We start from the raw sequence: 13,876 nt of genomic DNA, 5'->3' as shown, positions 1-13,876 counted from the left end.
TCCTATTCTGTTTTTGAAATAAAAAGAGCCACTGGTTTACCCAGCAGCTTGTTCATCTTTTGTTGTTTGTTTATTTTCTTCTTCAATTACATGAAGTCGGTCCGTAATTGCAGCCGGAATCTTTACGCCGATCTGTGCCAGGTTCTCCGTAATAGAAAGCCCTTCATTGGCGATATAAAAAAGAACGGTTCCAAATGTGAGAACACCGTTCAGGTTGAGAATTGTATCAATAATGTTTGCCACAATAACCACCAAAAAGCTGAGCATTTTCCGGACGTAACCGAACCAAGCGCTTCGGCTCCGCAGCTTCTTAAATTTCCATGCCTTGATTACGCCTGTTATGACGTCAATAATGCTGAGAACCAGTAATAAATCGAGATATTTCACACCTCCAAACAGATATATCCTCGCTAAATCCAATGTTTCAAAATTAATAAACACAGTCGTTTCCTCCATTTCTTGTTATCACCTCCTTAGAGGCAAAATAAAAAAGCCTTATTGACTGGCTTCTGTCGTTTCCTCGTATGGTTGACCTGTCACTTCTTGGTATTGGTCATGTGTAATGTATTGTGCCTGAACACCTTCTTTCAAGTCATCAACGGAACAATCGTTAAATGCCATAGCCTGCTTTACCATGGCTGTTGTGGCCCATTTGTAGAACAACGCAAATACCCAGAAATTAAGATTCACTTGTCATTCCTCCCTTTAAATAGAGAACATCTAATTTTAAAGATGCAACTTGCTCACCTAAAGATTGATTCAAAGTTTCTGCTTCTTTTCTTGCTAGCACTTCCGCAGTCAATTGTACGCCTAAAGCATTTTGAGCCAGCTCAGCCTGTTTTCTTGCCAGTTTTTCGTCTGCCAACTGCTGTCCAAGTGTTGCAAGCTGTTCTTCTATAGGATTGGTTTCAGGAATACTGCCTTGTTTTAGCTTCTCTTTGTATTCTTCATCAGCAGTTTCAACCCATGTTTGTTTTTCCTCATCGAATAAAGGCCGCCACATACCCTCTCCATTTATTTCGGGAGGAATATCAGTAGCATTCGCCGGGATAATATACCTCCCTGTCTCCCTATCAAGTTGTAACTCTACCGGCCTTCCTAAATAGATTTTATCCTCGCCATATGGGTATATTAATTTCATGCTTATCCCTCCTTTCTTTAGGTTAGAGGTACAACTAAATCTATATAATATCCATTGACCTTTGACTCAGTAGTTGCCATTATACCTGTTAGTTTCATATCACCAGATGCATATATAATAATCTTGCTATAACCCGTCGTGCCGCTGGTTGCAACCATTTTGACAATTCCTTTGCTCGGGGCGCTTGAAGACGGGATGCTCGCAAAAACAACCTCCCTATCAGTAAGAACATGACCATTAAGATGCAACGTGTTTCCAACTTTACGGTATTGTAAAGGTCTATCACCTGAAGTTGCTCCGTTTTTGTATGGAACATTTACCCACGGCGTCTCTATAAAATCTAAGTCTGTAACAACCTCTCGCCACCCAGTGAATTCTCCCTCTTTATGCTTTGTTCCAATCCATGTCCGGTTATCATAGGATCTTGTTGCTACAATTTTTTTTAACCCTTGAGGTGGGGCAAGATCGGCAGGAACATCTGTAATATCATAATAGTACCAGGCAGCATCATCATCCCCTGGATGATTCACAACACCTGCCCCAAAATAAAAGCCAGTCGGATAATCAAAAAGGTTCTGTCCTTTAGTTATTTTTATTCGCTGACCGGTTTGGGTTGTCAATTGATAGAGTTGTCCACTATTCCACTTGTTCTTATCTTCTTTCGTTACATGAATGTCTGTTTTATTTTCATGAGTATTGACCTTTGCTTGGGCTCCTGCGGAATATTCAATCTCCATCCAAGGTGTCCAGTTTTCTGATCCACTCACCTTATTTCTTATGAATTTCCGCCGATTATCAGGTATAGAGGTTGTTGCACTGGTATATGCTGTGAATTCCTGATATGGATAAGTGCCGTAGTTGTAAACCAATAAATAACCATTGCTATTCACAGGGGCATTCAGTGCCGTTGAAGCTGAAGTCATATAATAAAACCCTGTTTCAATAACAGTATTGAAATCCACGCCTGACAAGTTTTTCATCAAACCATTGTCTTGTGTTAATTTTGATAACTGAGCCGCATTCCACTTGGTTCGCTCTGCATCAGAAATATGACGAATCTGGTTATAGTTATGTGCGTCAAACTCCGTTTTGGTTGCCTGTTTGTCATTGGTAACATTACCGAGCCCGACTTGATCTTTTGTCACCCCATGAGGGTTGCTTTTATCATTAATGTGTTGATCAGTATACGTTTTTGCATTTTTTTCGGCTGTATCAGCTTTGTTTTGCGCCCCTGTAGTCGTTTCCTTCGCATTCCAATTTGAACGCTCTGTGGCCGTGATATGGCGTGTGGAATCTGTATTGTGTGCGTTGAATTCTGTTTTAGTTGCTTGCTGCACGTTGTCTACGTTTCCTAAACCTACTTGGGCCTTTGTGACTTGGTTGGGGTTATCCCTACGCGCAGCAAATTCATCTGTATAAGCTTTTGCTGTTTTTAAAGCAGTGGAAACGTCATCCTGCGTTGCTGCTATTTCTTGCAATTCCTTTAGTGCATGATAGGCCGTGTACTGATACCAGTTGAACCAATCAGCTGGGGGATGATCCATTGGTTTGTATCCTTCATCAATGGAGGACTGCGGGGGCCGCTGCCCGGCGTTCCCCCATTCAGGCAATTCCTTTGTAAAAGGCATAAAAATCACTCCTTAAATCGGTAAAGGGTAATCATCTTCAGGCTGAAAAATTCCGCCGAGTGTTCCCCCGTCTTTCCCGTCTGTTGAAAATCCATATTGACTCGTTTCTATAGTGTTAGCAGAAGACGAAAAGCGAAAGGTGCCGTTTAAATCCACATAAGCCACCCGCACGCCTGCAGCAACTGTTTTTTGAACGATATTAGAAAACTGTGTTGCACTCATTCCAACTTTGCTCAAAGCCTCAATGGGTGCCTTTTTTACGATAATGGCAGCAGGTTCATCTTCATTGTTTTCCTTGCTACTGACAATGTGTATTTCACTTGGCTTGCAGTTCAGCGTTTTTGCAAGTGCTTCAATGATCCGGTTTGTGGTGCCATCTGAAACATTTCTGGCAACCTTGCCGCGAATAAGCACACGATAAATTTCATCAGTCGCACGGCCCCGATCCTGTGACACGTTGTCACCAAGTAGATCCAGAGCCTTTCCTTTTGCCGCATCAATATCCCGCCAGTTCTCAGCTGTGGTTAGCGCGCTTTTAAGTGCTGTCAGCTGTTCATCGACAATTAAAAAAAGCTTTCCGATATTGCTCTTTTCATCTTTCAAAAAGGCATCGGTCAGCTTTCCTATTAAGTCTTTAATCATATGAGATTCACCACGATTTCATCAAAATGTACCTGGGCAACCTCTTTAGGTTCAATTTCAATGTTTGACTGTGAAAGGTTTGTCGCATCTTTCCCCATCCTGATTGTTACATCAGAGACACCATCTACTTGATATACCGCGTTGAACAACTGCGACAATATAACATCATCGCCCATTTGTGAGCCGGTATAGTAAGAGCCGTTTGCATCAATTCCCCCGATCTTATAAACGAGGTTGTTTTTGATCTGACTTACTCCATCAATAGGGAAAGAAGCATTTGTTTTTAAATCCAGCTGCAGATATATTTTGACTTCTCTTGCAAAATCAAATTTGACGGCATGGTCAAGTCCGCTGGCGTCAGTTATGGTGACAACTTGCTCCCCGACCGTTTCAATTCCTGCAGCAACACTGTCAAACAGTGCTTGCGCAACATCATCTTTTGTACCGCCCAGAACATAAGCATGAATGCTTTTTGGTGGGTTGCCGTCCGCATCGGTCTGCATGGTATTGTTGGCAACAATATTCGCCGATCTGACGCCTGACACGTTTAGCAGGGCTGAAATAATACCTCCGTTTGTAGATGCTGAACTGCCCTCAACTGATTTCTTTATTCGTGCCCGGAATTCCGAATCTGTCTCCTCGTCGGCACCGCCTGCCGATGGTTCCGGATTTGTAACTGAATACACGCCCTCTGAGGGCTCTGCCTGCACGGTAATGGTATTTGCCGCAACATTGTTTATAACGCCCTTAGAAAGCGAGACAGCCGTCCCTGAGCCTGTCCCATTAGCCTCAATTACAACATCTTCAATCAATTCAAAATAGATGCCTGATTCCGTAGTAAACTGAGTTTGTTCTTCAATTACGATGCCGGGTTCTCCAGTAAAGGACAGAGTCACAACTGACTCCGCAGCTGGCTCCCGCGTGATACCTGAGTTGCTGCCAAGACGATCGAGCTGCACGCCCTCAGACTTACTGACAAAGCCGCTGTTATAAACCCTTTCTGCAATATCCCACAAGCCGGCCAGAAACCAAGCAAAGATACGAATAATAATTCCTAATGGCGTTTTACTGGATGTGTTTACATCCTCCCCGAATTGTTCCCGAGCCCGGTCCTCCATACTATCAACAAGCTCGGAATAGGTTTGCCGTTGAAAGCCCGTTTCATCAAGCAAGATCAACACCCCCTATCTCAATTGTTTCTTCATCCTCTTTTGTCATTTTCACATGCACTGCAAGACTGCGAGACTCTTTATCCATTAAAAAGTTCACCGATTCCACACTGGCAATACGCTCTTCTTGAGAAATGGCATTTATAATGTCATATTGCGCTTCTTCTTGATCAAACTGCTTTCTTAAAATGTTGCTGCGATCAAGGCCGACATGTTCATCAAGCTCAAACTCTCCTAAACTTGTTCTAAGGATCATTTCTACTGATTGAGCCAGCTCAGCATCACCCTCAACCATTTGTAACTCACCATTTTCAAAACAAAGATCCCCGTCTTTAAGCTTGAGAGTTTTCATCCTTCCCACACTCCTATGACAACTGGATCATTTATACTGTGTGTGCGCCTCGAATCCGGATCAAAGGTTTTATTGCCGTCCAGGTTATCCAGCGAACGTTCAGCAAACGAAACAAACACGCAGGACCCTACTTTAATATCAGCTTCGACGTGTTTCAAAACAGGCGCATGCTCGATTAAAGGGTATTCATGTAGATACTCACCATCATTGGTTTGAAACAGCAATTTCAGATCGGCAGTGTGTTTCTCAGCATTGTAATTTACAACCCGTGCTGGCGCCGTTGTATGGATTGATTGTTTTATCCGCTGTTCGAATCCGTCAAAGAACTTTGTCGCTTTACTCATTAAATCACCCTACATTCTGTGAAAAAGTCTTTACCGTCAAAGGAATGAGAGCCATCTTTCACACGATATTTTCCTTTCGCTGTCTTGCTGTTTATTTCTATGATTGAAGCAACTGCGATACGATGCTGCAATAGGCACTTCACCTTATACCCTTTGAGATCATCTTCCTCAAATTGTTCAGGCGTTTCCACAAGTCCTGTTGCCTCTTCGAGCTTGAAACGTTCGTCATCCCCTTGACTGAGTGGCCGAATAACAGGACGGCCGCGCCGATAATACATGACTGCCCCAGCATCATGAATGACCTCTTCAAGATTGTTTTCAATCAATCCGGTGACACGATAGCCTTTTTTATAAACTTTATTTTTAGGCAGAATGATATTTTTCACTTTTATACCGAGCACACGCAGAAGCTTATCGACAATTTGCCTTGAGGTTGTGCCAGCCTTGAACGTGATTTTCATGTATCTCTTACGGTATCTGACCTCTGTCCGAGTGCCATAATTTCGGACCGTTTTATATGTCCGGCCGTTCTTATCTTTTTTTACAGTCACCACTGGTTTTGCGAGCTTGTACCGCTTTTTCACATAGTATTTTTCAGCAGGATCAGCGTTTTCAGTGGTTACTTTCATATGGGTGTAATCATCGCCATCTTTTGAATAGATGGCCGTTACCTTATTCAAACCGTCCCAATTATTCAGCACCTTGGTAACTTTACCGATAGTTAAAACACCGTAATCGTCTTTATAACCAGCTTGAACAGTGATAGTTCTGCCTTTTTTAATTTTGCTGATTGAATCTTTGCTCAGGTTGTATATTTCAACCTTTGTTTCATTCGGTTTGAAGTCATCATCAAACGGGACCTCAAAATGAATCTCTAAGTCTTTATAATCGAAAGTGGTTTGTGAACTGCCGTTATCTATCGTGACCTTAACGACGCGCCCAAACAGCATTTTATTCGTCGCCATCGTCTTCGCCCTCCGCATCGTCCGAGACATCATCAATATAAAGAAACACGGTTTGCATAAAATTCTCGTATGTAACCCGTGTTTCTGTATTCGATTCATCCATAGGGATTAAGGAGGGTGCCGGCAGCTTCTCGTTTACAATGTCTTCCCACAAAGGGACGTTCAAAATCAATTTTTCACCCAGCACGATTGGTTCCATGTCCTGACCGTATAAATCAAGTGAGAAACTATCGTCTGTCTGGTTGAAATTGATACGCAAAATGAACGTGTCATCTGCTAAATCAAATTCAAACTGCTGTGGTATGTCCTCTTTGTCAAAAGGAATGTAATCTCTCGATGCCATGCCTTTCCCTCCTTCATCTGATCCTCATTTTGACTCCTATCGGAATTCTTCGATCCGGCCAGGGATTCAGCCGACGCAAAGCATTTACTGTGGTGCCGTATTTACGAGCGCAGCCCCAATAAGTGTCACCCTTCTTGACCTTGTGGTATAGCTTGTTAGATTTTTTTGTTTTCTTCTTGCTGGCTTTCTTCTTTTTCCCGGCTGTTTTCACTTTCTTTTTGACCCACGGGCTTTTTGCAATACGGATTTCTTGCAACTCAATTGAAATAGCAAAACCGTTTGTGTAATCGCCTGTGTCGCGATCTATCTTTGTGATGATCACATTTTTAGCAACCTTACGCCCGGTATAAGTCAAAAGAGTTCCAGCATAAGCCTGCTTTTTCAGATATTCATAATCACTATTTGCTGTTTTGCCTAATAAATAGCCAGAGACTGTTGTCGTCTCTGGCTTTCTTTGTACATGGTCCGTGATCGGGACCCCTTTTTCAACGGGATATGAAGTAACCTCCACATCCGCGCCGTCAGATTCCTTTTCGTTTACAAGATTAATCTTTCCGAGCTTCGCCAATTAATAAGCCCCCTCTGGTGGATAAAGCGACTTCAGCATGTCGAAAACTTCGTCAAATGTTTCAGTTACAGCCTTTTTCACCTTTGTTTCTGCCCCTTCACTGCCGCCCTCAACTTTTACGTTGATCGACGGGTTAAACGTGATATTGACAGATGAACTGTTTGAGCTTGTAGCAGCCTTTTCTGGTGTGTAACCAGTATCCGCGCCAAGCTCCCGACCGAGTGCAGCATACATTCCGAGTGATTGGTTTCTGTATCGTGGCTCAGTTGTGATGACATACTCCCTAAAGCCGTTTTCACCAAGCGCAGCGACTTGTGGGCTGTTAATGACCCCACCTGTCGCATAACCTCTATAAGGCCCACCATGAGCCATAGAAACGAGCCCAGGGTGTTTTAAAATACCGCCGTATCTGCTGTTCAAATAGTTGATAGCAGCAAGGATCTGGTCAACTGGATTTTTAATATTTCCGTGCCCCGGTTCCTTGTGAGCGTTGAATGTGCTTGGAATGAACTGCATAAGCCCTTGAGACGGGTGCCCGGCTTTCCAGTTTGAATCCCATCTGTTCACAACATTAGGATTTCCGCCTGATTCTTTCATGGCAATGGTTTCAAGTGCGCCAGCATATTCAGAGCCAAGGCCCTTGATTGATAGCGCTTGAGCTACCCACTTTTTGACGGCTTTTGAGCCGCCACCTGAAAAGCTTTCAGCGTAACTGGACATTTTGCCTTTAACAAAACCAACGGCTTTATCTTTAACAAAATTAAAAGCCCCTTTCGCCATATCACCGAACGATCCGGACATAGAAGGAGCTTTGACACCCATTTTTTCTAACACTTTTGTTAAAAGCTTAGATGGGTGCCCGATGTAATCAAAAACATCAAGAGCAACATCTTTCACTTTACCGGCAACGGATTTTACACCATTCCATGCTTTTGTGAAGATATTTCCTTCTGTACCTTTTGCGTAAGCCGGAACTCCCGCTAAAGCAGCTCTTGTCTGTTTCGCAGATAACACCTCAGTGCCTTTCGGAAGGTTCATCAGTGTATCTGTAGCAGGGCTGAGCCCTACGTGTCCTGAAGGTGTCCGATACATTTCAGGTCCGGCATTTGCCCCTTTACCATCTCCCAGTATCGCCGGGCCTCCCGGGTGCCCTCCGGTTCCATGCGCATACTTAGGTACAGGCCATTCAGGTATGTGCTTATCTTTCAAACCGATTTTATCAAGGACCCAGTTCACCCCGCCGATTACACCATTTACGCCTTTTCCGAGTGCTCCGGCAAGTTTGTTCGCTAAGCTAGTCACACCAGACACAGCCTTATGAGCCATGTTCTTAATTCCATCACCGATTTTACCCGGCAGAGCTTTAGCAGCCTCGACAATATCCCAAAACTTATCAGTGACCTTCTTCCAAATACTGTGTGCTAAATCACCGACTTTTTTACTGATATAAGTCCATCCTTTGATAATTCCATCAGCAGCATTAGAAACAAGGTTTTTCACCATACCAACGCCACTAGAGAAAATCTGCTTCACTCCGTCCCACATCATGCGGAAATTCCCAGTGAATAAGCCTTTGAAAACCTTCACTATTCCCATAATAATGCCAATTGCACCCTGAATGATCGCAATGATATTTTTAAGTGCAACTTGAATTATTGAGAGCACAACCGGGAACACAGCAGTCACGATATTTAGGATGAAACGGATCGCCGGAATGACCACAGTTGTGATGATATTCGCCAGAAATTGCAATAGAGAAACAACAACCGGAAGGACCGCTTGTATGATTTGCATGATCTGCGGGAATACCTGCTGTACCACTTGTATAAGGAGTGGGAGAACAGCTCGCGCAATTTCCAAGATAATATTAGCCACACTTCTAATAATGTTTGCGATTACGGGTAGCACTGCCAATATAACTTGTTTAATAATAGGAAAAACCTGTTGTATAGCAAGAAGTAATATCGGCAAAACTTGAACGACTAGTTGCTGTATAGTTGATCCGACTAGCTGTATTAACTGAACAATAATGGGCAATGCTTGCTGAACAGTACTTAATATCATAGGAAAAACTAGTTGAATGGTTTGGACTAAAATAGGCAATATATTCTGGATAATAGACAAGATAACGCCTGATAATACAACCAGTAGAGTAGTGACAATTGGAAGAACTCCGTTTATGACACTCAGAATTAACGGGAATACCTGCTGTATAACTTGAAGAAAAATAGGCAAAACAGAAACTGCTAACTTTGATAAAGCTATTAGGACCTGACCCAAAGTACTAAGAAACACAGGCAGTATATTGGTAACGCTTTGAATTATTGCAGATCCAAACTGCATAGAAAATTGTAGCCACATCGAAATAAAATTACTGATATTGGTTGTAATAACAGGTAATACATTCCCTAGATTTTGCGAAAACGCTGCACAAAAAAGCACAATATTCCCTACAAGTTGATTTATCGTACTACCAAAACGGGATGAAATTTGTTGAAAAATAGGTATTATGTTACTAATAAGTTGGTTAAACGCTTGGCTAAATAAATTTAAAACTGGCTGGAAAGCAGTAAAGAAATCATTTAAAACTTGAATCGTATTTTCCCAAGCAGTTTTTAAGAAGTCCATTACACCTTTATTTGTTTCGCCCAATCTATATAGATAACCGATAAAACTCAAAATTGCACCTACAGCCACACCGATTGGCCCTGACACTCCGAGGAATGCAAGTCCGATCGCCGCGACAAACGGAGCAACAAGAGAAACCATCCCTTGAAAGCTGGATAGACCGACTTTCAACTGCTCCATGAATCCTTTTACGATGCTGTTTAGACCGTCTGACAGTCCTTTACCGAAGAAGTCCGAGACTGTCTTTCCGGCATTATGAATGAAGCCTGACACGGTTTTCACAGCCGTTTTATAGGCCGACTCAATTCCAGCCACTAACTGTGGATGCGATTCACCGAGACGATCCCATAATTTCAAGGATTCAGCCTGCATTTTATGAATGGCTGTGATCGCCACGTTTTGTGCGTCCTTGAATCCTTTCATGAATGCAGGCTTCAGACCCTCCGCTTCTTTGATCATCGTATGGAACGCACCGACAACCGCCGATTTCCCCATGTTAGCAAAGCGTTTCATCGCGTCTGTAGCTGGCTTGAATCTATCCTGAAGCTTATCGAAATTCTTGTACAGCAAATAAATGCCGGTTACAAGGAGAACGATGGCCCCAGCTACGACATACACTGTGCCCGACATAGCAGCCAGCCCGGTTACAACTGGACCAATGAACATCCACAAACTGCTGAGAGCTCCAAGGAACCCATTAACTAACCCTACCCCTATCGCTAGTGGCGATAAAAGTAGGGTTAAAACAGGGATGAGAAGCATAAATCCTTGGATCATTTTCGAGAGTACAGGGTGCCCCTCATTAAACTGAATGATCAGCTTCGCAACGGCCGTAATGCCCTTGTATATCGCCATCGCAAACGCCGCAAACACTTCAATTGCTGGCTGAATGGCTTTCAGTAGTGTACTGCACATCTCTTCCCATGCCTTTGAATAGCCGGGAACTGTTTGTGTTGCTGCTTTATGAAGCCCTTGGAACATGAAAAAGTTTGTAAAAGCCGCGCCCAGTGCCACCATTTGAAAACGCATATAACCTTGAGTGATCATCATTGTCATATCGTTAAGCTCTTTCATGTTGGCAGTAGGTCCGAGCATTTTCAGAGCCAAATGCGCAGCAGTACCCTGCTTTGCCATGTTCTCAAGCGTATTCGATACGGCAAGCCCCGCTTTATTGACTTGATATAACGGGTTTCCCATTCGGTCATAATTGGCCGCGATCTTCTCAGATTGAGTAGACCGGGCCATTAGTGTTCCGACGGTCTGCAGCATGCTCATGCGCATCATTTTGTTGTTTTTCATCATGTTGTCTGTGACTTGCTTGTGAGCACGTCCCAGCCTGTACACTTCATCCATAAATTGCTGATTGGTGCCAGACCAGCTGTCCATCTGGTTCCCTAACTGAAAGAAACCATACTGAGCCCGGATCATTTCATTCCGGAAACCCGACATATTATGGTGTTCGTTATACCATGCTTGCCGCATTTCATTCAGCATACGGATTGTGTCTTCTTCCAGCCCTTGAGTTGAACCGCGTAAAAAGTTCATTTCACGGTTATACTGCCGAATTCCCCGGTAGTCCGGGGCCGGAACAGCTACTGCCGCCACGTTATTCTGAACGCTTTGCGTGTTCTGCTGCGTAACGTTTGCTGCGGGTGTACCGATACGGCTCATATCGACGTTATTCAAATTCTGCCTGAGTTGATCAATGGATTCATTGGCGTTTGTTATCGACGTCTGATCAACATTGATATTGACCTCAGACGGAATGCTTTGAATAAGTCTGCTTGTCTCTTGTACCTGGGTATTCAGCTGGCTCAAACGGGATGTAACTAAGTCGATTTGAGGCCCTAACCGTTCAATTGTTTGGCTGGCAGTTTGCAAAGATGAGTTGTCCAAGATCATACTCATATGGATGTCCCTAAAATTCCGCTGTTGCCTTTGAACCTGAGCCATCCGTGTACGCATCTGTGAAAAACTGCCGCCAGCATCGCCGACATGATCAACGAGTCTATCTATTTGCTGATTTGCTCTTTCTAGAGGGGAGGTATCAACGTTCAATTCAACGTCAATATGCGTACTTCTCAATGCGTCTGACAACGTTCATACCCCCTCATTTCTTCTTGTTCCTCTTGTTTTCTTGCTCAATATGGATGTCGAGGGCTGCGTTTGCTTCGAGCAGCGTGTCGAGATCCATCGCCGCGACCTCTGAGAAGGAAAACTTCTCAGACATCACGAGCCGATACATAGGCCAGTTGTCACTCGCCTTCTTTTTGTAGAACTGTTTCGGCTTCGGTTTCGGCGCTAAGAAAGGTTTGAACCTCTTTCATCAGCTCAAGGAAACCAGGTTTTTTATCAAAATAGTCATAGCTTACTTTCGGTTCAACAACTACTTCTTTCATGTACAGTTCATACAGTTTGGCAGACGAAAACATCCCTGTATTGATATTGATAGCTTCATCGTTAAATTCAATTGAACGACGTGTTCCCGGGTGTTGAAGAGTGTACTCAGTTCCTTGGATAGTTACTTTCTTTTGTTTACCGAATTTTGACATAGGTTTTCCCTCCGCTTGTTTAGTTTGCATATATCGAAAAGCAGCCCTATTGGACTGCTTCTTTGCGTTTGATTTCTTCTTTTTTGCCATAGCTTAATTACTGTTCCAATACTGTATAGTCAAAGACTTGAATCTCGAACTCACGATCTCCAATCTCGTCACTGAATTCAGCGTCAGCAGGCTTTTTGACCATCGCTTCTGTTCCACCGATTTTTTCCTGTCCGCCAGTAACCCAGATAGGGAATGTTTGGGCTGTATTTGCCAGTTTGTTTAGGTACGGCACGAATGGTGACCCCATGGAAAGAGTCAGTTTGATGGTTCCGAGTGGGTTGTTTTTCGTCGCAACACTGACATCACCCTTGGCGCTGACTTTCGTCGAGAACTTTTCTTCATCTTTCGAACACGAAACCATTGTGCCCTCGGAATAACCGGTTACGATTTTCCCGTCAATGTTCGTGTTGACTTCATTTGCATCATAAACGTATGCTGCCATTGTTTAGATCCTCCTTAAATTGAGATTTCACCAGTGATTTCAGCAGAATGAACCGCGCCAGCCAGCTCAAAAGTAAATGACAGGCCATCGTATACACGATTTTTTCTGTTTTCATCTGTGATTTGATCACGGGTTTTAGTGCTGATTGAATACACCGGCTGTCCGTCTGCATCTTCGGCAACAATGCCATTTGCAAAGGCTGTTTGCAGAACGTTTGTGACCTGTACACTCAGCAATGAAAAACCAGCATTCGAGAACGGGATTTTGCCGTTGTTTGAGAATGCTGATTGAATAGAGGTTTCAATATTCAATTTCACCCAGTCTTTGCCGTGCAGCACGTCGATATATTCCCCGGATGCAGTAATGCCCTCGGATGTCTCGTTGTGGCCCGCTTTGGTTACATAAGCAATAGCCCCTTCTGTATGCAGTTTCTTCAGCTCGTCTGACTTAATATCTTGAGGCGTGATACCTACGATATTTTTAAACTTCCAAGTTACTGAACCCACTGTATGAGAAGCAACCGAACCAACAAGGCCAGCGTCTGGATGCTCGTCATTTAACGGGTGATAGAAAACGATTGTACGGTCCTTACCTTTGTAAGAAGCAACTTCTTCACGGTCAGTTACCTGTAAGACTACAAATTTATATGATTTCTCTTCCATCGCTTTTGCCGCTTCCATTCGTTCGTCTGCTGTAGCATCAGCAAGGATCAAGAAGTGCCAGTCCTTGTCGAAATACTCGTCAAACGCATTCCGAATGGAGAATGTTGCTTGTGTAGTCGCTCCTTCTTCTGGCGTTTCTGTGCTGCCGCCGCCATAGGTACCAATGGCAACCTTTGACGGTGCATTGTCGCCCTGGGCAAAGATAGCCGCAGCCTTTTTATATGCTGCTGTTGTTTCCGGATAGTCTGCCTTAATAGCTTCTAATGAGCCATATTCTTTATATGTGTTGTGGCCGTCTACCTTCGTAAGAATCAGAGGTGTTCCCAATCCTTTAAGGCTGGACGGTTTCACTAAGTCAATTTTGACTGTAACGTCACTAAGTGGCATAT

15 protein-coding genes are annotated in these 13,876 nt (G+C 43.5%); all 15 read right to left on the bottom strand.

Annotation, left to right across the window (positions count from 1 at the left end; genetic code table 11):
- Positions 1-36: 36 nt before the first annotated feature.
- Positions 37-456 carry a holin family protein gene (locus tag NYE22_RS07180; protein WP_134983620.1) on the bottom strand — a complete coding sequence of 140 codons (420 nt, stop codon included), beginning with the start codon at positions 454-456 and terminating at the stop codon, positions 37-39.
- A gap of 39 nt (positions 457-495) precedes the next feature.
- Complete coding sequence (locus NYE22_RS07175) at positions 496-690, bottom strand: XkdX family protein (protein WP_017696616.1); 195 nt, start codon at positions 688-690, stop codon at positions 496-498.
- The gene (locus NYE22_RS07170) at positions 680-1,141 is read right to left on the bottom strand and encodes a hypothetical protein (protein WP_063335557.1); all 462 of its coding nucleotides are present in this window, start codon (positions 1,139-1,141) and stop codon (positions 680-682) included. Before NYE22_RS07170 ends, NYE22_RS07175 begins: the two co-directional genes overlap by 11 nt.
- A gap of 17 nt (positions 1,142-1,158) precedes the next feature.
- Positions 1,159-2,769 carry a pyocin knob domain-containing protein gene (locus NYE22_RS07165; RefSeq protein ID WP_242139150.1) on the bottom strand — a complete coding sequence of 537 codons (1,611 nt, stop codon included), beginning with the start codon at positions 2,767-2,769 and terminating at the stop codon, positions 1,159-1,161.
- A gap of 12 nt (positions 2,770-2,781) precedes the next feature.
- Positions 2,782-3,411, bottom strand: a complete 630-nt coding sequence (locus NYE22_RS07160; protein ID WP_167559365.1) for a DUF2612 domain-containing protein — start codon at positions 3,409-3,411, stop codon at positions 2,782-2,784.
- On the bottom strand, positions 3,408-4,592 hold the full coding sequence (locus NYE22_RS07155) for a baseplate J/gp47 family protein (RefSeq protein WP_250621116.1): 1,185 nt from the start codon (positions 4,590-4,592) through the stop codon (positions 3,408-3,410). The genes NYE22_RS07160 and NYE22_RS07155 overlap by 4 nt, the downstream gene beginning before the upstream one ends.
- Positions 4,576-4,932 (bottom strand): hypothetical protein, encoded by a 357-nt coding sequence (locus NYE22_RS07150; protein ID WP_015715403.1) that lies wholly within the window; start codon positions 4,930-4,932, stop codon positions 4,576-4,578. Before NYE22_RS07150 ends, NYE22_RS07155 begins: the two co-directional genes overlap by 17 nt.
- Positions 4,929-5,276: a Gp138 family membrane-puncturing spike protein gene (locus NYE22_RS07145; protein ID WP_041339442.1), complete on the bottom strand. Its 348-nt coding sequence runs from the start codon at positions 5,274-5,276 to the stop codon at positions 4,929-4,931. The genes NYE22_RS07150 and NYE22_RS07145 overlap by 4 nt, the downstream gene beginning before the upstream one ends.
- Positions 5,276-6,241 (bottom strand): hypothetical protein, encoded by a 966-nt coding sequence (locus NYE22_RS07140; protein WP_342412423.1) that lies wholly within the window; start codon positions 6,239-6,241, stop codon positions 5,276-5,278. The genes NYE22_RS07145 and NYE22_RS07140 overlap by 1 nt, the downstream gene beginning before the upstream one ends.
- On the bottom strand, positions 6,228-6,584 hold the full coding sequence (locus NYE22_RS07135) for a hypothetical protein (RefSeq protein ID WP_342412422.1): 357 nt from the start codon (positions 6,582-6,584) through the stop codon (positions 6,228-6,230). The genes NYE22_RS07140 and NYE22_RS07135 overlap by 14 nt, the downstream gene beginning before the upstream one ends.
- Positions 6,585-6,597: 13 nt before the next feature.
- On the bottom strand, positions 6,598-7,152 hold the full coding sequence (locus tag NYE22_RS07130; protein ID WP_342412421.1) for a LysM domain-containing protein: 555 nt from the start codon (positions 7,150-7,152) through the stop codon (positions 6,598-6,600).
- Positions 7,153-11,877, bottom strand: a complete 4,725-nt coding sequence (locus NYE22_RS07125) for a transglycosylase SLT domain-containing protein (RefSeq protein WP_342412420.1) — start codon at positions 11,875-11,877, stop codon at positions 7,153-7,155. It abuts the gene before it with no gap.
- A 158-nt stretch (positions 11,878-12,035) separates the two neighbouring features.
- Positions 12,036-12,332, bottom strand: a complete 297-nt coding sequence (locus NYE22_RS07120; RefSeq protein ID WP_017696627.1) for a hypothetical protein — start codon at positions 12,330-12,332, stop codon at positions 12,036-12,038.
- A gap of 97 nt (positions 12,333-12,429) precedes the next feature.
- The gene (locus NYE22_RS07115; RefSeq protein WP_342412419.1) at positions 12,430-12,825 is read right to left on the bottom strand and encodes a DUF3277 domain-containing protein; all 396 of its coding nucleotides are present in this window, start codon (positions 12,823-12,825) and stop codon (positions 12,430-12,432) included.
- Between the two features lie 14 nt (positions 12,826-12,839).
- Positions 12,840-13,874 (bottom strand): DUF3383 family protein, encoded by a 1,035-nt coding sequence (locus NYE22_RS07110; RefSeq protein ID WP_342412418.1) that lies wholly within the window; start codon positions 13,872-13,874, stop codon positions 12,840-12,842.
- Positions 13,875-13,876: the final 2 nt, after the last annotated feature.

The organism is Bacillus sp. FSL K6-1560, from assembly GCF_038592935.1.
Taxonomy (GTDB): domain Bacteria; phylum Bacillota; class Bacilli; order Bacillales; family Bacillaceae; genus Bacillus; species Bacillus subtilis.
The sequence above is the reverse complement of the archived record's forward strand: the minus strand, read 5'-3'. Positions and strand labels throughout refer to the sequence as shown.

Excerpts from the sequence above, each read along its gene's own strand:
- NYE22_RS07160 (WP_167559365.1), bottom strand. The coding sequence starts at position 3,411 with ATGATTAAAGACTTAATAGGAAAGCTGACCGATGCCTTTTTGAAAGAT.
- NYE22_RS07120 (WP_017696627.1), bottom strand. The coding sequence starts at position 12,332 with ATGTCAAAATTCGGTAAACAAAAGAAAGTAACTATCCAAGGAACTGAG.
- NYE22_RS07135 (WP_342412422.1), bottom strand. The coding sequence starts at position 6,584 with ATGGCATCGAGAGATTACATTCCTTTTGACAAAGAGGACATACCACAG.
- NYE22_RS07145 (WP_041339442.1), bottom strand. The coding sequence starts at position 5,276 with ATGAGTAAAGCGACAAAGTTCTTTGACGGATTCGAACAGCGGATAAAA.
- NYE22_RS07140 (WP_342412423.1), bottom strand. The coding sequence starts at position 6,241 with ATGGCGACGAATAAAATGCTGTTTGGGCGCGTCGTTAAGGTCACGATA.
- NYE22_RS07115 (WP_342412419.1), bottom strand. The coding sequence starts at position 12,825 with ATGGCAGCATACGTTTATGATGCAAATGAAGTCAACACGAACATTGAC.
- NYE22_RS07110 (WP_342412418.1), bottom strand. The coding sequence starts at position 13,874 with ATGCCACTTAGTGACGTTACAGTCAAAATTGACTTAGTGAAACCGTCC.
- NYE22_RS07150 (WP_015715403.1), bottom strand. The coding sequence starts at position 4,932 with ATGAAAACTCTCAAGCTTAAAGACGGGGATCTTTGTTTTGAAAATGGT.
- NYE22_RS07180 (WP_134983620.1), bottom strand. The coding sequence starts at position 456 with ATGGAGGAAACGACTGTGTTTATTAATTTTGAAACATTGGATTTAGCG.
- NYE22_RS07165 (WP_242139150.1), bottom strand. The coding sequence starts at position 2,769 with ATGCCTTTTACAAAGGAATTGCCTGAATGGGGGAACGCCGGGCAGCGG.
- NYE22_RS07170 (WP_063335557.1), bottom strand. The coding sequence starts at position 1,141 with ATGAAATTAATATACCCATATGGCGAGGATAAAATCTATTTAGGAAGG.